Source organism: Klebsiella sp. GW_Kp181 (genome assembly GCF_040062315.1).
Classification (GTDB): domain Bacteria; phylum Pseudomonadota; class Gammaproteobacteria; order Enterobacterales; family Enterobacteriaceae; genus Klebsiella; species Klebsiella oxytoca.
The window spans coordinates 34,178-52,297 of the sequence record NZ_JBEAFR010000004.1; the positions used below are offsets into that span (position 1 = coordinate 34,178).

Genomic DNA, 18,120 nt, shown 5'->3' on the forward strand with positions numbered 1-18,120 from the left:
TTTTTTTCTACAGGCAGGCGACGAAACGCCCCGGATTTTAGCGCCTAGTGTACAGCCTGGCGCGAAATAAACGCCAATATGTTACACGCATCACTCTGAAATGTTTTTTTGATGTTACCAATGGCGCGATTGTTTGCTATATTGAGCGATATCGAACATTTGTGAGCTTAAACGAAAGTGTAAGAGGTAGCAGCGTGGAAACCAAAGATCTGATTGTGATAGGGGGAGGCATCAACGGTGCCGGTATCGCGGCAGACGCCGCAGGGCGTGGTTTATCCGTGCTGATGCTGGAGGCGCGCGATCTGGCCTGCGCGACATCCAGCGCCAGCTCAAAGCTGATTCACGGCGGGCTGCGCTACCTCGAACACTATGAATTCCGCCTGGTGAGCGAAGCGCTGGCCGAGCGTGAAGTGTTATTAAAAATGGCCCCGCATATCGCCTTCCCGATGCGTTTTCGCTTACCGCATCGCCCGCACCTGCGTCCGGCGTGGATGATCCGCATTGGCCTGTTTATGTACGACCATCTCGGTAAGCGCACCAGCCTGCCTGGATCAACCGGTTTGCGTTTTGGTACAGAATCAGTACTTAAACCTGAAATCGTGCGCGGTTTCGAATATTCCGACTGCTGGGTCGACGATGCGCGCATGGTGCTGGCCAATGCCCAGATGGTTGTGCGTAAAGGCGGGGAAGTGCGCACGCGCACCCGCGCCATTTCAGCAAAACGTGAAAACGGTTTGTGGATTGTCGAAGCGGAAGATATTGATAGCGGTGAAAAGTTCACCTGGCAGGCGCGCGGTCTGGTTAACGCGACCGGCCCGTGGGTCAAACAGTTCTTCGACGAGGGGATGCACCTGCGTTCTCCGTACGGTATCCGCTTGATTAAAGGCAGTCATATCGTCGTACCGCGTGTACATACGCAGAAGCAGGCCTATATCCTGCAAAATGAAGATAAACGCATTGTCTTTGTGATCCCGTGGATGGACGAGTTCTCCATCATCGGCACCACCGACGTCGAATATAAAGGCGATCCAAAAGCGGTGGCGATCGATGACAAAGAGGTTAACTATCTGCTGAACGTCTATAACGCTCACTTTAAAAAACAACTCACCCGGGACGATATTGTCTGGACCTACTCGGGCGTGCGCCCGCTGTGCGATGATGAATCTGATTCACCGCAGGCGATCACCCGCGACTACACCCTCGATATTCATGATGAGAACGGCCAGGCGCCGCTGCTATCGGTCTTCGGCGGTAAGCTCACCACCTACCGTAAGCTGGCCGAACACGCGCTGGAGAAACTGACGCCTTACTACAAAGGCATTGGCCCGGCATGGACCAAAACCGCGGTGCTGCCCGGCGGCGATATCGGCGGCGACCGTGATGACTATGCGGCTAAGCTGCGCCGCCGCTTCCCGTTTATCAGTGAATCGATGGCCCGCCATTACGCCCGCACCTACGGCAGCAACAGCGAGTTGATCCTTGATAAGGCGACCTCGCTGGACGATCTGGGCGAACATTTCGGTCATGAGTTTTTTGAAGCCGAACTGCGCTATCTGGTTGAACATGAATGGGTTCGTTCACTGGATGACGCTATCTGGCGGCGGACCAAGCAGGGCATGTGGCTCACGGAGGAACAGCAGGCGCGCATTAGCGAATGGCTGGCGCAGCACGCGGGAAAGTCTGAGCTGTCGCTGGCGTCATAACAGCGTAAATAGTAACGGGGCCCGTAGGCCCCGTTTTTTTATGGCAACCCCGTTACAGCCTTACCGGATCGATATGCCAGATATGGTCGGCATACTCTTTAATCGTGCGATCGGACGAGAAGTAACCCATATTAGCGATATTCAGCATCGCTTTATTGGCCCACTCCTCCGGATGACGGTACAGCTCATCCACCTTATCCTGACAATCCACGTAGCTACGGTAATCCGCCAGAACCTGATAGTGGTCGCCGAAGTTAATCAGCGAATCCAGCAGGTCGCGGTAACGTCCCGGTTCAGATGGACTAAACAGGCCGGTGCCAATCTGCGTCAGCGCCTGGTGCAGCTCTTCATCCTGCTCGTAGTAATCACGCGGTTTATAGCCATTGGCCCGCAGGGCTTCAACTTGTTCCGCTGTATTACCGAAGATAAAGAAATTATCCGCCCCAACGTGCTCCTGCATCTCAACGTTAGCGCCATCCAGAGTACCAATGGTTAACGCACCGTTAAGCGCGAACTTCATGTTGCTGGTACCGGACGCCTCCGTCCCTGCCAGAGAGATCTGCTCGGAGAGATCCGCCGCCGGAATGATCAGCTGCGCGAGGCTAACGCTGTAGTTAGGAATAAACACCACTTTCAGCTTATCGCCAACTTCCGGATCGTTATTCACTACCGCCGCGACATCATTAATTAAATGAATAATATGCTTCGCCATATAGTAAGCCGAAGCCGCCTTTCCGGCGAAAATATTCACTCGCGGTACCCACTCAGCGTCAGGATCGGCTTTGATGCGATTGTAGCGAGTGATCACATGCAGCACGTTCATCAACTGACGTTTGTACTCGTGAATACGCTTGATCTGCACATCAAACAGAGCCTTCGGGTTGACGACCACGTTAAGCTGCTGGCCGATGTAGTTCGCCAGCCGCTGCTTGTTTTCCAGCTTGGCCTGGCGTACCGCCTGATTGACCTTCGGATAGTCGATATGCTGCTCCAGCTCCTTCAGCTGACTTAAATCCGTGCGCCAGGTATGACCGATATTTTCATCCAGCACTTTTGACAACGGCGGATTCGCCAGCGCCAGCCAGCGGCGCGGAGTCACGCCATTCGTGACATTGGTGAAGCGCATCGGAAAAATTTTGGCAAATTCGGCAAACAGCGACTCAACCATCAGCCGGGAGTGCAGCTCCGACACGCCGTTGACCTTGTGGCTTACCACCACCGCCAGCCACGCCATACGGACGCGACGCCCGTTAGACTCGTCGATAATCGACGTACGACCCAGCATCGCCGTATCGTTGGGATACTGCTCCTGCAGGGTCTTCAGGAAGTAGTCATTAATCTCGAAAATAATCTGCAAATGACGCGGCAGAATTTTACCCAGCATGTCGACGGGCCAGGTCTCCAGCGCTTCGCTCATCAGGGTATGGTTGGTATAAGAGAAGACCTGGCAGGTTACCTCGAACGCCTCATCCCAGCTGAACTTATGCTCGTCAATCAGCAGGCGCATCAGCTCCGGAATCGACAGCACCGGGTGCGTGTCATTGAGATGAATCGCGATTTTATCCGCCAGATTGGCGTTGGTTTTATGCAGCTGGTAGTGGCGGCTGAGGATATCTTGTACCGTCGCCGACACGAGGAAATACTCCTGCCGCAGGCGCAGCTCGCGCCCGGAATAGGTGGAGTCATCCGGATAAAGTACCCGCGACACGTTCTCGGAGTGGTTTTTATCTTCCACCGCCGCGAAGTAGTCGCCCTGATTAAATTTACCGAGGTTAATCTCGCTGCTGGCCTGCGCGCTCCACAGACGCAGCGTATTGGTGGCGTCGGTATCAAAACCCGGGATAATCTGATCGTAGGCTTCAGCAATAATCTCTTCGGTTTCCACCCAGCGTGAATGTTTACCTTCCTGCTGAATGCGGCCGCCGAAACGCACTTTATAGCGCGTATTGTGGCGCTCAAATTCCCACGGGTTACCATACTCCAGCCAGTAATCCGGGGACTCTTTCTGCCGCCCATCGACGATGTTTTGCTTAAACATGCCGTAGTCGTAGCGAATACCGTAGCCACGGCCCGGTAAACCCAGCGCCGCCAGCGAGTCAAGGAAGCAGGCGGCCAGACGCCCCAGGCCGCCGTTGCCCAGGCCCGGGTCATTCTCTTCATCAATCAGCTCTTCAAGATTCAGCCCCATTTCTTCCAGCGCGCTATTCACATCTTCATAAATACCGAGCGATAACAGCGCGTTGGATAAAGTACGGCCAATCAAAAATTCCATCGACAGATAGTATACCTGGCGCACCTCCTGAGAGAGCTGCGCCCGGTTTGAACGTAGCCAGCGCTCAACCATGCGATCGCGAACGGCGAACAGCGTAGCATTAAGCCATTCATGCTTGTTCGCGATAGCCGGATCTTTACCGATAATAAACATCAGTTTATAAGCAATAGAGTGCTTTAACGCCTCAACGCTCAGGGTGGGTGATGAGTAGCTAAAAGGTACATTCATAGCTTTGCTCCTGGTTACAGCAAGCGTTGATAAAGTTCGCGGTAAGAGTTTGCGGCAACCTGCCAGCTAAAATCCATATTCATCGCCTGGCGCTGGACGTAACGCCAGAGCGATGGGCGCGACCACAGGACGAACGTGCGTCGAATGGCCCGCAGCAGCGACACAGCGTTGCTATCTTCAAAAACAAAGCCGGTAGCCAGACCGTCGGCGAGATTCTCCAGCGAGCAGTCGGAAACGGTGTCTGCCAGACCGCCGGTGCGCCGCACCAGCGGTAGCGTGCCGTACTTCAGGCCGTACAGCTGGGTCAAGCCGCACGGTTCAAAACGGCTGGGCACCAGAATCACATCGGCGCCGCCCATAATGCGGTGAGAGAATGCCTCATGGTAGCCAATCTGAACGCCGACTTTGCCCGGATGCTCGGCCGCAGCGGCCAGGAAGCCCTCCTGCAGTACCGGATCGCCAGCCCCCAGCAGCGCCAGCTGACCGCCCTGCTCCAGCAGGCCCGGCAGCGCCTCCAGCACCAGGTCCAACCCTTTCTGGCTGGTCAAACGGCTAACCACGGCAAACAGCGGCGCTTTATCATCCACCTTCAGCCCCATGGCGATTTGCAGCTGACGTTTGTTCTCAGCCTTCTCTTCCAGCCGATCGCGGTCATAGCGCGCGGCCAGCAGCAGGTCGCTTTCCGGATTCCAGATATGATCATCCACTCCGTTGAGGATCCCCGAAAGGCGGCCCTCATGCTGTCGCTGGCGCAGCAGCCCTTCCATCCCGTAAGCGAACTGCGGCTCGGTGATTTCGCGGGCATAGGTTGGACTAACCGCCGTAATATGGTCGGCGTAGTAAAGACCCGCCTTCAGGAAGGAGATCTGACCGTTAAATTCGAGGCCATGAACGTTATAGAACGACCAGGGCAGCTCAATGTCGTTCATATGCCACGAGTAGAACATCCCCTGATAGGCCAGGTTATGCACCGTAAAGACTGACTTCGCCGGGTGGCCGCGCGCCGCCAGGTAGGCAGGGGTCAGCCCCGCGTGCCAGTCGTGGGCGTGAACAACATCGGGACGCCAGAAAGGATCCAGGCCGCAGGCCATCTCGCTGCCTACCCAGCCCAGCAGCGCGAAGCGCAGCACGTTGTCGGTATAGGCATGCTGATTGGTATCGTGGTAAGGGCTCCCCGGACGATCGTAGAGATGCGGGGCATCAATCAGATAGATGCCCACGCCGTTAAAGTGGCCGAACAGTAAAGTGATACGCCCGGCAAACGTCTCCCGGCGCGTTACCACCTGCGCATCCGTCACGCCGCGGCGGATATCAGGAAACGCGGGCAACAGTACGCGCGTATCAACGCCCCCGGCAATTTGCGCTGCAGGCAGCGCGCCGATCACATCCGCCAGTCCACCGGTTTTTAACAGCGGGAACATCTCTGAACATACATGTAATACCTGCATTAGCGCTCCTGTGGGTACCCCAATTTCCGCAGCATGTCGCGGGTGACCAGCACGATACCTTCCTCCGAGCGGTAGAAACGGCGTGCATCCTCTTCCGCGTTCTCACCAACAACCATACCTTCCGGTATCACGCAGGCACGGTCAATAATGCAGCGACGCAGGCGGCACGAACGGCCAACCCAAACCTCTGGCAGCAAGACTGCCGAATCAATATTACAGAATGAATTCACCCGCACGCGCGGGAACAGCACCGACTGCACAACCACCGAACCGGAGATGATACAGCCGCCGGAGACCAGCGAGTTGAGGGTCATCCCGTGGCTACCCGAGCGGTCCTGAACGAATTTCGCCGGAGGCAGAGGCTCCATATGGGTGCGAATCGGCCAGTTCTGATCGTACATATCCAGTTCCGGGGTCACCGAAGCCAGATCGAGGTTGGCTTTCCAGTACGCTTCCAGGGTCCCGACATCCCGCCAGTAGGGCTCAGACTGCGGATCGGACTGCACGCAGGAAAGCGGGAAAGGATGTGCATAAGCCATGCCAGCTTTGGTGATTTTCGGAATGATGTCTTTACCAAAATCGTGGCTGGAGCTTTCATCGCTGTCGTCTTCTTCCAGAAGCTCATAAAGGTAATCCGCGTCAAAGACATAGATACCCATACTCGCCAGCGATTTGCTCGCATCGCCCGGCATCGCCGGAGGGTTAGCCGGTTTTTCGACGAAATCGATAATCTTATCGCTCTCGTCCACCGCCATTACGCCAAACGCCCGTGCTTCTTCAATAGGCACCGGCATACAGGCAACGGTGCAACGCGCGCCTTTTTCGACATGGTCGATAAGCATCCGCGAGTAGTCTTGTTTGTAGATATGGTCGCCGGCGAGGATGACGACATACTCCGCCTTGTAGCGACGAATGATGTCGAGGTTCTGCGTCACCGCGTCCGCGGTGCCGCGATACCAGTTTTCTCCCTGCATCCTTTGCTGGGCGGGCAGCAGGTCAACAAATTCGTTCATCTCTTCATTGAAAAAAGACCAGCCGCGCTGAATATGCTGCACCAGAGTATGCGATTGATACTGGGTGATGACGCCGATACGACGAATACCTGAGTTAATACAGTTAGATAACGCAAAATCGATAATACGGAACTTGCCGCCGAAATGGACAGCAGGTTTCGCGCGTTTATTGGTCAGATCCTTCAGACGGGTACCACGTCCCCCGGCAAGGATCAGCGCAACGGATTTGATCGGCAACTGACGCGCCAGCATCAATGGATCGTTCTTTTCTACCCCAACCATAATTAACTCCTTTTTTACTCCCCAGCTTGCCTGCCCTTCTCGTCGCGCCGCCGCTTCGAGACCAACCGGAAGCCCCGAGGTTACGACCTTTGAAATACGCACACTCCGTGCGCGGGCCCATGCCAGACAGCCATAGTGACCGGATTATCCTCTCCGGCGAAAGGTGGAATGGCGCGCCATTCCCCCGCGGGTAAAACCATCTCTGCCACCTCGGCGGTGGCGTTCAGCGCCATCAGCCAGCGATCGGACAATAGGATCTGCATGCGCGGCGCACCGTGCTGCCATTCATCAGCGGACAGCGGCTGAGCATGTTGGTTTAACCAGCGAACGCTGCCGTCTCCCTCCTGCCACCAGCGATTATCGGTTAAAGCCGAAATACGCTGGCGCAGATGAATCAACGCGGCGGTGAACGCGGTCAGCCCGCGGTTAGTATGGTTCCAGTCCAGCCAGGTCAACGCATTGTCCTGACAGTAAGCATTGTTGTTGCCATGCTGGCTGTGACCGTGTTCGTCACCCGCCAGCAGCATCGGCGTTCCCTGCGCCAGCAGTAGCGTCGCCAGAAGAGCGTGAACGCTGGCACGGCGCCGCTCAATGACGGCAAGACTCCCTTCTAATCCTTCTATACCATGATTGTTGCTGTAGTTATTGTTAGTCCCATCGCGATTCTCCTCCCCGTTTGCCTCATTGTGTTTCTGATTGAAACAAACGCAGTCGCGCAGGGTGAAACCATCGTGCGCGGTGACCAGATTAATCGCCGCCGACGGCGCTCTGCCGTTACGCTGGAAAACGTCGCTCGATGCGGCAAAACGCAGCGCGAAGTCGCCCAGCGAGACGTTCTGCTGTAGCCAGAATCGACGTGCGGTATCGCGGAAATGGTCGTTCCATTCAGCAAACAACGGCGGAAAGTTACCGACCTGGTAGCCCCCGGGACCGATATCCCAGGGCTCGGCAATCAGCTTCACTTCCGCCAGCCGCGGATCGTTACGAATGGCCTCAAACAGCGGCGCATCCTGACGAAACTCCGGCGTCCGCCCCATTACCGAGGCGAGGTCGAAACGAAAACCGTCGACGTGGCACTCATCGACCCAAAAGCGCAGACACTGGCGCGCATACTCCACCACCCCGGGATGGCTGAGGTTGAGGGTGTTCCCGCAGCCGGTCCAGTTGTGGTAATCACCGTCTTCCCTGATCCAATAATAGCTACGGTTGTCGATTCCGCGCAGGGAGAAGGTCGGCCCTTCCAGGTCTATCTCCGCGCTATGGTTCAACACCACGTCAAGGATTACTTCAATACCTGCCGCGTGCAGCGCTTTTACCGCATCGCGAAATTCGTTTAACGCCTGCTCCGGCGCGCTGGCGTAGCGCGTATCGAGGGCAAAAATCGCCAGCGGGTTGTAGCCCCAATAGTTGCTTAACCCCATCCTCTGCAGACGCGGTTCGCTGGCGAACTGCGCCACCGGCATTAACTCTAGTGCAGTAATGCCGAGCGTGCGGAAGTATTCGATCATCACCGGATGACCCAGCGCTTTGTAGGTGCCGCGGATCTCTTCCGGCAGCTCAGGATGCAGCCAGGTCAGCCCCTTGACGTGGGCTTCATAAATCACCGTCTGGCCCCACGGCGTGCGCGGCGGCTTATCGCCGCGCCAGTCATAATGGAGGTCGATTACCCGCGACTTCGGCGCTATTGCCGCGCTATCGCGGTTATCGGGAACGCTATCGCCGCCGTGAAGTCGCTCGTCGTCAGGCAGTCCGCCATCCACCTGGTGGCAGCAGGGATCGAGCAGCAGCTTTGCCGGATTGAAACGGTGCCCCTGCGCCGGGTCCCAGGGGCCGTGGACGCGGTAGCCGTAGCGCAGACCTGGCCCGACATCGGCGAGCCAGCCGTGCCAGATATCGCCGCTGCGTGCGGGCAGGTCGACTCGCCGCTCATTGCCCTGCTCGTCAAACACGCAGAGTTCCACCCGCTCCGCATGGGCGGAAAAGAGCGCGAAATTCACGCCCTTACCGTCGTAGCTGGCCCCTAAAGGCGCGGGCTTTCCTGCCGTGAGTGCGATCATTGCGCCTCCCGCACCAGCCATACCGTCGCCAGCGGCGGCAGCGTAATGGAGAGCGAGTGTTCACGACCGTGGCTGGCGATCGGGTCGCTCTCGACGACGCCGCCGTTGCCGGTATTGCTACCGTGGTAGTGCATAGAGTCGGTGTTCAGCTCTTCACGCCAGCGGCCAGGCTGGTTGATGCCAAAGCGATACTCATGGCGCGGCACTGGCGTGAAGTTGCTGGCGACGATAATTTCGTTACCCGCCCTGTCGCGACGAACAAAGATAAAGACCGAGCGCTCGTGGTCGTCCACCACCAGCCATTCAAATCCGTAGGGGTCAAAATCCAGTTCATGCAGCGCTTTATGGTGGCGATAAGTATGGTTGAGGTCGCGCACCAGCCGCTGAACGCCGTGGTGCCAGTTATCGCCGCCTTCCAGCAGATGCCAGTCGAGGCTTGTATCGTGGTTCCACTCTCGCCCTTGAGCAAACTCATTGCCCATAAACAGGAGCTTTTTACCCGGGAAGGCAAACAGCCAGCCGTAGTACGCGCGCAGGTTAGCGAACTTCTGCCAGGCATCGCCCGGCATACGGTCGAGTATCGATTTTTTGCCGTGCACGACCTCATCATGAGAGAGCGGCAGGACAAAGTTTTCGGTGTAGTTGTAGAGCATACCGAAGGTCATCTTGTCGTGATGATGTCGGCGATGCACCGGGTCCAGCTTCATATAGTCGAGGGTGTCGTGCATCCAGCCAAGGTTCCACTTGAACCAGAAGCCGAGCCCGCCGGTGGAGGAAGGACGAGACACGCCGGGGAAATCGGTCGACTCTTCCGCCATCGTCACCGCGCCCGGCGTCTGCTCGCCCAGCACGCGGTTGGTATTGCGCAGAAACTCAATGGCTTCAAGGTTTTCCCGACCGCCGAATTCGTTCGGCACCCACTCGCCCTGTTTGCGGCTATAGTCGCGATAAATCATTGATGCCACCGCATCAACCCGCAGCGCGTCAATGCCGAAGCGTTCGATCCAGTACAGCGCATTGCCGACCAGATAATTACTGACCTCGCGACGACCGTAGTTGTAAATCAGGGTGTTCCAGTCCTGGTGGTAGCCTTCGCGCGGGTCGCTATGTTCATACAACGAGGTGCCGTCAAACGAGGCGAGCGCGAAATCATCCGCCGGAAAATGGCCGGGTACCCAGTCCAGAATCACGTTCAGGCCCGCAGCGTGCGCGGCGTTGATAAAGTAGAGGAAATCCTCCCGGGTGCCGAAGCGACGAGTTGGCGCATATAGCCCGGTTGGCTGATAGCCCCAGCTGCCGTCAAACGGATGCTCATTAACCGGTAGTAGTTCAAGATGGGTGAAGCCCATCCATTTGGCATAAGGCACCAGTTGGTCGGCAAGCTCGCGGTAGCTCAGCCAGAAGTTATTATCGGTATGGCGACGCCAGGAGCCGAGGTGCACCTCATAAATCGAGATTGGCGCATCAAACTGGTTAGCCAGCTTGCGCTCCGGCGGCTGCTGGACCTTTTCCGGCAGCCCGCAGATGAGCGAGGCGCTATCCGGGCGCATCTGCGCTTCAAAGGCGTAAGGGTCGGACTTCACCCGCAGGTTGCCGTGGGCATCAATCAGCTCGAATTTATACAGCTGGCCGTTCAGCGCGCCGGGAACGAACAGCTCCCAGATGCCGGACTCTTTACGCAGGCGCATCGGGTGGCGGCGACCATCCCAGTAGTTAAACTGGCCGACGACCGACACCCGACGGGCGTTAGGCGCCCAGACCGAGAAACGCGTGCCGACCACGCCGTCCATAGTATCGGCATGCGCGCCCAACGTTTCATACGGACGCAGGTGCGTGCCTTCCGACAGCAGCCAGACATCCAGATCCTGCAGCAGCGGGCCAAAACGGTACGGGTCATCGATCAGATTCTGCTGCCCGTGCCAGGTGACAGCCAACTGATAACGAAAAGGATTTTTACGACGCGGCAGAACGCCGCTAAAGAAACCGCGCGAGTCGAGGCATTCCAGCTTGCCGACTTTGCGTCCGGTTTTTGGTTCAATGACCCACACTTCGGTGGCATCGGGTAATAATGCACGAACTTCCAGCCCGGCGTCGGTGTAATGCATGCCAAGCACGGAAAAAGGATCCGCAAAATGGCCGGCGATAAGCGCATTAATCACGTCCTTATCGATACGATTAGACATGGTTTCATCCTGTTGTAGGTGTCGCCCTTTCCTGTATCTGGCGACTTTTTTTTGACCTGAACGGCGCAGCACGTTACGCGTCCCCCTGCTCCGTCCCACCTTCAGGTAAGGAGACGTCATGACTCCTTACTTAAAGCATAGCCAAGGCTGAGTTACCTCCGTTGGGAAAAATCTAACATTCGCGTTTACTCCTTGTATTACGCAAAAAAAAGGGGTGTTTCAACACCCCTTTTCTCATCTTGTGACGACTACGCCAGCTGTCTTAGCATACGGCGGAGCGGCTCGGCGGCCCCCCACAGTAGCTGGTCACCAACGGTGAACGCCGACAGATACTCCGGCCCCATATTCAGTTTACGCAGGCGCCCCACCGGGGTGGTCAGGGTGCCGGTGACGGCAGCCGGGGTCAGCTCACGCATAGTAATATCACGATCGTTCGGCACCACTTTGGCCCACGGGTTGTGCGCGGCCAGCAGTTCTTCAACGGTCGGAATAGAAACATCTTTTTTCAGCTTGATGGTAAACGCCTGGCTATGGCAGCGCAGCGCGCCAACGCGAACGCACAGGCCGTCTACCGGAATCGGTGAGGCGGTCGCGAGGATTTTGTTAGTCTCCGCCTGGCCTTTCCACTCTTCACGGCTCTGGCCGTTATCCAGCTGTTTGTCGATCCATGGGATCAGGCTGCCCGCCAGAGGAACGCCAAAGTTATCCACCGCCAGTTCGCCGCTGCGGGTCAAAGAGGTGACTTTGCGTTCAATCTCCAGGATTGCGGAAGCCGGATCCGCCAGCTCAGCCGCAACATGGCTGTGCAGCTGGCCCATCTGGGTCAGCAGTTCGCGCATATGACGCGCACCGCCGCCGGAAGCCGCCTGGTAAGTCGCCACGCTCACCCACTCAACCAGATCCTGAGCAAACAGGCCGCCGAGGGACATCAGCATCAGGCTAACGGTACAGTTGCCGCCGACAAAGGTTTTAACGCCGTTGTTCAGACCTGCGGTAATGACATCCTGGTTCACCGGGTCAAGAATAATGATGGCGTCGTCTTTCATGCGCAGCGAAGAGGCGGCGTCAATCCAGTAGCCCTGCCAGCCGCTTTCACGCAGCTTCGGGTAAATATCGTTGGTGTAATCGCCGCCCTGACACGTGACAATAATGTCCAGCGCCTTCAGTGCTTCCAGATCGAATGCATCCTGAAGCGTGCCACCGGTACTGCCACCAAAGGATGGAGCAGGCTGCCCCAACTGGGAGGTGGAGAAAAAAACAGGGCGAATGGCGTCAAAATCGCGCTCTTCTACCATGCGTTGCATGAGGACAGAGCCGACCATTCCGCGCCAGCCGATAAAACCAACATTTTTCATAACGTATTCCTGCGAGGTGTGTGCTGTTTGTTCCAGGCCAGTTTCCTACTGGTTAGTCCTTCACATTACAAAATGCAGCTAAAGTCGCAAGTGAAATTAATCAATGATTGCCAGGCAATCAGTAACGCAGCTAATTTTGCCTGGCGGCCGCCGTCACTGGCACCCCGGAATACCCGAATAATTATCAGGGAATTTAGATTGAGAAGGGAATATTTTCCGCCGCTATTTTATTGATCAAGATTATGGATTACAGCAGAAATTGGGTTGTTTTATTCTTGCAGAGAAGACCGATAAAACCAGGCGTGGCGTGGGTTTGTGAGCCATATGACGTTTATCGTATTTCTGATAGTGGCAGATCGGGAGAGGGTTAAAGCTAAAGGTTTTCGATATAAGTCGAGCATGAAATTAACCCGGCATCGCTTCGCTCCGCCGGGTTATCACTTTGGCATTTAGCTCAACAGCGTAAACGCAATCATACCAACAATCGCCCCGACGGTGCCGAGGATGGTTTCCATCATCGTCCAGGTTTTCAGCGTTTGCGCTTCGGTCGCGCCGGTAAACTTGCCGAACAACCAGAAGCCCGCGTCGTTAACGTGGCTGACCACGATAGAACCGCCGGCGATACAGATAGAGAGCGCCGCCATCTGCGCGCCGCTGTAGTGCAGCTGTTCAATAACCGGCATCACCAGCCCGACTGCCGTCAGGCAGGCAACGGTCGCGGAACCCTGAATAATACGCACCGCCGCCGCCAGCACGAAGCAGGTGATGGCAATCGGCAGGCCCATACCGGTTAACGCTTCACCGAGGGCAGGGCCTACGCCGGAGTCGACCAGCACCTGTTTAAACACCCCGCCCGCACCGATGACCAGCAGGATGATGCCCGCAGGCTGGAGCGCATGACCGCAAATCTCCATCACCCGATCTTTAGCCATTCCCTGACGTACCGCCAGACCATAGATAGCCACCAGGCACGCCACCAGAATCGCGGTAAACGGATGGCCGATAAACTCAAACCATTCGTAAGCGGTAGAACCTTCCGGCACAAAGCGCGCGGCGATGGTTTTCAGGCCAACCAGCACCAGCGGCAGCAGAATCAGCGACAGGCTGAAGCCGAACGACGGCATTTTGCCTTCGCCAAGGTGTGGCTCGCTAATATCGTCCGGAATGTGCAGTTCAACATAGCGGCTGATGAAGTTACCCCACAGCGGCCCGGCAATAATCATCCCCGGGATAGCGGCGCACAGGCCAATCAGGATCATCCAGCCAAAGTCGGCATGCATCTGCGAGGCGAGCAGCATCGGCGCAGGCCCCGGTAGCAGGAACGCGGCCGCGGCGGCTACGCCAGCAAAGAGCGGGATCACCAGCTTCACAAGGTTGGTGCCGGTATGGCGCGCCATTGAGAAAGCCACGCTGATCAGCAGCACGATCGCCACTTCAAAAAACAGCGGCAGCGCGCAGATAAGCCCGGCCAGACCTATGGCATAGTGGGCGCGATTGTGGCCGAAAGATCTCAGCATCTTAACGGCAATCTGGTCGACCGCGCCGGTTTCATGCAGGATCTTACCAAACATAGCCCCTAACGCGACGACGATAGCCAGAAAACCCAGCGTGCCGCCCATGCCTTTTTCCATCGTCGCCGCGATCTTATCTAACGGCATTCCGGAAAAAAGCCCTGCTCCAATAGAAACCACCATCAAAGCCACGAAGGCATGCATACGCGCCTTCATGACTAAAAACAGCAGCAGCAAAACGGAGCCGACTGCTGTCAAAACAAGCGTTAATGTACTCACTAGTTACTGCCTTTGTTGATCACCTCAATGGTGCTGGCGACCACGCCTTCCAATGACTGGTCGATATCGACGATTAACACATCGCTTTCATCCGCGCCCGGTTCCTGCAGCGTCTCAAACTGCGTAACCAGCATCTGAGTCTTAAAGAAGTGGCCTTTACGCGCCTTCAGACGTTGTTCGATAACCGCAAAATCGCCTTTCAGATAGATAAAGGAGAGGTTCGGGTTACCTTTACGCAGGATGTCGCGATAGCTCTTTTTCAACGCGGAGCAGACAATCAGCGATACTTTATTGGTGCGCTGCATAGCAAAGGCGGCATCGTTCAGCGCCTGCAGCCACGGGGTGCGGTCGTCATCATTTAACGGTTCGCCGGAAGCCATCTTGTTGATATTGCTGCGCGGATGAAGAAAGTCGCCGTCGAGAAACGCGGCGTGCAGTTGATGCGCCACTTCGCTGGCGACAGCGGATTTCCCGCTGCCGGAAACGCCCATCAGGACATAGATGTGGTGATCATGGTTAGTCGTGCTCAAAGCTTCCTCCCACTGGACACATACGCGCAGCCTGGCAGCGTTTAACGGCGTGGAATACTGGCGTACAGATTAATTGTTACGGGTAACTGTTATCGGTAACATTGTCATGCCGGAGTAGTGGAGAAGCAATAACCATTCGTGCCAGATGTGAATATGTGTGATCTACTTCAAATTTGTCAGTTTAAATAGATCCTCCCGGTGACAATGTGAAACCTAAATCTAACATCTTAGGCGTCACCGCTTCACCGCGTATCCGCGCCAGCAGACGTTCAGCGCCAATCCGTCCCATACGCTCACGCGGCGTCAGCACGCTGGCCAGACGCGGCTCCATCACCTGACCAATATCGTGGCCGTGGAAACCGGCAATCGCCATATCGTCAGGGATTTTAAGCCCCAGCCGCTGGCACTCAAACGCTGCGCCGACCGCAAGGTCATCGTTGGTACAGAAAATGCCGTCAAGCTGCGGATATTCGCGACGCGCCTGGCGCATTAGCTCAATTCCCGATGAATAAGAAGAAGACTGCTCAACCATCACGCTGTAGGGCGTCATACCGGCATCAAGCATCGCTTGCTCATACCCCTTCTGTTTGATGATAGTACGTTCATCAAGACGTGCGCCAAGATAGGCAACGTGACGGTGACCATGATTGATAATCGCCGCGGTCATCTGTCGGGCCGCTTCAAAGTTATCAAAGCCGACGGCGATATCGAGGCACGGCGACTGACTGTCCATCAGCTCCACAACCGGGATACCCGCGACTTCAATCATCTTCAGGGTTCGCGGCGTATGGGTCCGTTCGGTAAGGATCAGGCCGTCAATATTCCAGGAGAGCATCGATTCCAGGCGTTTTTCTTCCATTTCCGGCTTATAGCCGTAGTGCGCCAGCATAGTCTGATAGCCGAAAGAGTCGGTTACGCTTTCAATACCGCGCAGCACTTCCGAGAAGACCTGGTTAGTTAACGAGGGCAGCAGCACGCCAATGGCGCGGCTGGTAGCATTAGAGAGGATATCAGGGGCGCGATTAGGAATATAACCCAGTTCATCGAGAGCAACGGCAATCTTGCCACGCAGCGCTTCGGAAACCTGTTCCGGGTTACGTAAATAGCGACTGACCGTCATTTTGGTCACGCCGACAAGATCGGCTACATCCTGAAGTACGGGTCTTTTCTTTTTCATCGTCCTGACTGTGATAAACGGGAGACATTTTCTCAGTTTATCACGGACAAAGCCCAACCTTCCCGGAGAAAAGAGGGCTAACAGATTAATTTAGAGTTGATACGCAAAATCATTCAAGTTGCATTGAGGCGGCAACGCAACGAACCCCCGGAAGCGTACAAGGGGTACGCGACCGGGGTGAGTGAGGAGAGCCAACAAAAATGCGGCTTGAAGGATGATGCGTATCAGACTGGCGGCAGATCGAACAGCAGTATCTCGCTATCGCCGTCAGCATGCACGGAAATCGCCTGCTCGTCCCAAATGGCCAGGCCATCGCTGGTGGTGGCTTTTGTCCCGTTAATCGTCACATCACCTTTTACCACCTGGATCCACACCCGGCGTTCGGCGGCAATCTGATGCACCGACTGCTCATCTTTCAGCAGTGCCCAGCGGTACAGTTCCATATCCTGGTACACCTTCAGCGAGCCTTCGCGAGCATCCGGCGACAGCACCAGCTGTTTGCCCTGAACGGCATCAAAGCGGCGCTGTTCGTAGCGCGGAGTGATGCCATTTTTTTCCGGCATAATCCAGATCTGGTACAGATGCAGTTTTTCCGTGGCGCTTGGGTTGTACTCAGAGTGACGAATACCGGTACCCGCGCTCATGATCTGAAACTCACCCGCCGGAACCTGCTCTTTGTTACCCATGCTGTCCTGATGCTCCACGGCCCCTTCCAGCACGTAGGTCAGAATTTCCATATCTTTATGCGGATGGGTACCGAAGCCCTGGCCTGCGTCGATCACGTCATCGTTGATAACCCGCAGCGCCGAAAAGCCCATAAAGTCAGGATCGTAATAGTTCGCAAAAGAGAAAGTATGCCAGGAATCCAGCCAGCCGTGGTTAGCGTGGCCGCGTTCGTTAGCTTTGCGTAAGTAGATCATGTTGCACCCCCGTATGTTTTCGATGGGATAAGTGTGGACCCAATCCCCTGGCGATCATAGAGGGTGAAAATTGACTCCTCTGTTCAAAAAATATGAACAAGCACAGAGGAGCCGGAGTTGCTTATCCTGCAAGGGTTATAGTGGCGGGAGACGGCTGCTCAAAGCCGCGTTCAAGGATCTCGATATTCGTGAGAACCTCAGATTCCTTGACGAAATTAGGCTGGCCGTTAACGAGGGTTTCATACAGCGAATCATAGACGCGGCCATAGTCGCCGGTTTCAAGCGGAACCTCTTCCCGTACGGTTTCCCCTGCCTCATTGACGTACTCCAGCAGGCCCAACGTATCGTCCGCGCCGAATCCTGGCTCACCGGGCATGATATTCGCCTTCAGGCTGGTCTCCTGCTGGTCGATACCGTATTTAATAAATGACCCTTTATGACCATGGACGATGAATTTTGGGTAGGGCAGCTTCACCAGATGGCTGGATTTAACAATCGCTTTCAGATTGCCGTAGAACAGCTGGGCCTCAAAAGTATCGTCCGGGTTGGCCTGGTTGCGCAGGCTACGAATGTCGTAAGACACATGATCCGGGCGGCCAAACAGAGCAATAATTTGGTCCATGGTATGGACCCCCAGACCATAGAACGTCCCATCCTGCGGTAGGCCAGGCTTTCCACCATCTATCGGGCGATAGTTATCGAAATGGTTTTCAATCTCGACGAGCTCCCCCAGTTTGCCGCTCTCAATGACTTTCTTCGTGGTCAGAAAGCAGGAGTCAAAGCGGCGGTTCTGGTACGGAGTGACCGTCAGCCCTTTGCTTTTCGCCAGCGCGAATAGCGTCTTCGCCTCGTCCAGAGTCGGCGTAAAAGGCTTTTCGACCAGCACATTTTTACCCGCCTCCAGCGCCCGTTTGGCATAGTCAAAATGGCTGTCCGCGTGGGTACACACGATCACCAGCTTGACCTGCGGGTCGTTAAGCACTTCATCGAGATCGCTGGTGAAGTGGATGTGCGAATACTGCGGCGCCTGCTCCTCCGGCCTGGCGCTGCGGCGGAAGATATGCGCCACATGCCAGCGGTCTTTTCGGTGCAAAACATAGGGAAGATGGTAGCGGGTGGTACTTTTGCCGAATCCAATAAATGCGCAGTGTAAAGTCATAAC

12 protein-coding genes are annotated in these 18,120 nt (G+C 55.9%); 1 reads left to right on the top strand and 11 read right to left on the bottom strand.

Features of this window, described 5'->3' with window-relative positions; translation table 11 throughout:
- Positions 1-194 precede the first annotated feature (194 nt).
- Complete coding sequence (glpD, locus tag ABLV11_RS04375) at positions 195-1,703, top strand: glycerol-3-phosphate dehydrogenase (RefSeq protein WP_023321714.1); 1,509 nt, start codon at positions 195-197, stop codon at positions 1,701-1,703.
- 52 nt (positions 1,704-1,755) lie between these two features.
- Here glpD and glgP read toward each other — a convergent pair whose 3' ends face one another.
- The 11 genes from glgP to ABLV11_RS04430 form a co-directional block, all read right to left on the bottom strand.
- Positions 1,756-4,203 (bottom strand): glycogen phosphorylase, encoded by a 2,448-nt coding sequence (gene glgP / locus ABLV11_RS04380; protein WP_126488105.1) that lies wholly within the window; start codon positions 4,201-4,203, stop codon positions 1,756-1,758.
- Positions 4,204-4,217: 14 nt separating this feature from the next.
- Positions 4,218-5,651 (bottom strand): glycogen synthase GlgA, encoded by a 1,434-nt coding sequence (gene glgA, locus ABLV11_RS04385; RefSeq protein WP_004106486.1) that lies wholly within the window; start codon positions 5,649-5,651, stop codon positions 4,218-4,220.
- Complete coding sequence (glgC, locus tag ABLV11_RS04390; protein WP_004106488.1) at positions 5,651-6,946, bottom strand: glucose-1-phosphate adenylyltransferase; 1,296 nt, start codon at positions 6,944-6,946, stop codon at positions 5,651-5,653. Before glgC ends, glgA begins: the two co-directional genes overlap by 1 nt.
- A gap of 80 nt (positions 6,947-7,026) precedes the next feature.
- A complete protein-coding gene (gene glgX, locus ABLV11_RS04395; RefSeq protein ID WP_004116020.1) occupies positions 7,027-9,003 on the bottom strand; it encodes a glycogen debranching protein GlgX in 1,977 nt (658 codons plus the stop codon).
- Positions 9,000-11,186 (bottom strand): 1,4-alpha-glucan branching enzyme, encoded by a 2,187-nt coding sequence (glgB, locus tag ABLV11_RS04400; protein WP_004106491.1) that lies wholly within the window; start codon positions 11,184-11,186, stop codon positions 9,000-9,002. Before glgB ends, glgX begins: the two co-directional genes overlap by 4 nt.
- 248 nt (positions 11,187-11,434) lie before the next feature.
- Positions 11,435-12,541, bottom strand: a complete 1,107-nt coding sequence (gene asd, locus ABLV11_RS04405) for an aspartate-semialdehyde dehydrogenase (RefSeq protein WP_004106493.1) — start codon at positions 12,539-12,541, stop codon at positions 11,435-11,437.
- A 449-nt stretch (positions 12,542-12,990) separates the two neighbouring features.
- Positions 12,991-14,331: a gluconate transporter gene (gene gntU / locus ABLV11_RS04410; RefSeq protein ID WP_004106495.1), complete on the bottom strand. Its 1,341-nt coding sequence runs from the start codon at positions 14,329-14,331 to the stop codon at positions 12,991-12,993.
- A complete protein-coding gene (gene gntK / locus ABLV11_RS04415; RefSeq protein ID WP_004106496.1) occupies positions 14,331-14,861 on the bottom strand; it encodes a gluconokinase in 531 nt (176 codons plus the stop codon). Before gntK ends, gntU begins: the two co-directional genes overlap by 1 nt.
- Positions 14,862-15,042: 181 nt before the next feature.
- Complete coding sequence (gene gntR / locus ABLV11_RS04420) at positions 15,043-16,038, bottom strand: gluconate operon transcriptional repressor GntR (RefSeq protein ID WP_004106498.1); 996 nt, start codon at positions 16,036-16,038, stop codon at positions 15,043-15,045.
- Positions 16,039-16,262: 224 nt separating this feature from the next.
- Positions 16,263-16,958, bottom strand: a complete 696-nt coding sequence (locus tag ABLV11_RS04425; RefSeq protein WP_004116022.1) for a pirin family protein — start codon at positions 16,956-16,958, stop codon at positions 16,263-16,265.
- Between the two features lie 121 nt (positions 16,959-17,079).
- Entirely contained in the window at positions 17,080-18,117 is a 1,038-nt protein-coding gene (locus tag ABLV11_RS04430; RefSeq protein WP_004106502.1) for an oxidoreductase, read from the bottom strand.
- Positions 18,118-18,120 lie beyond the last annotated feature (3 nt).

Bases quoted from the DNA above. Each gene is read 5' to 3' on its own strand.
- glgP (WP_126488105.1), bottom strand. From the start codon at position 4,203: ATGAATGTACCTTTTAGCTACTCATCACCCACCCTGAGCGTTGAGGCG.
- glgA (WP_004106486.1), bottom strand. From the start codon at position 5,651: ATGCAGGTATTACATGTATGTTCAGAGATGTTCCCGCTGTTAAAAACC.
- glgC (WP_004106488.1), bottom strand. From the start codon at position 6,946: ATGGTTGGGGTAGAAAAGAACGATCCATTGATGCTGGCGCGTCAGTTG.
- glgX (WP_004116020.1), bottom strand. From the start codon at position 9,003: ATGATCGCACTCACGGCAGGAAAGCCCGCGCCTTTAGGGGCCAGCTAC.
- glgB (WP_004106491.1), bottom strand. From the start codon at position 11,186: ATGTCTAATCGTATCGATAAGGACGTGATTAATGCGCTTATCGCCGGC.
- asd (WP_004106493.1), bottom strand. From the start codon at position 12,541: ATGAAAAATGTTGGTTTTATCGGCTGGCGCGGAATGGTCGGCTCTGTC.
- gntR (WP_004106498.1), bottom strand. From the start codon at position 16,038: ATGAAAAAGAAAAGACCCGTACTTCAGGATGTAGCCGATCTTGTCGGC.
- ABLV11_RS04425 (WP_004116022.1), bottom strand. From the start codon at position 16,958: ATGATCTACTTACGCAAAGCTAACGAACGCGGCCACGCTAACCACGGC.
- ABLV11_RS04430 (WP_004106502.1), bottom strand. From the start codon at position 18,117: ATGACTTTACACTGCGCATTTATTGGATTCGGCAAAAGTACCACCCGC.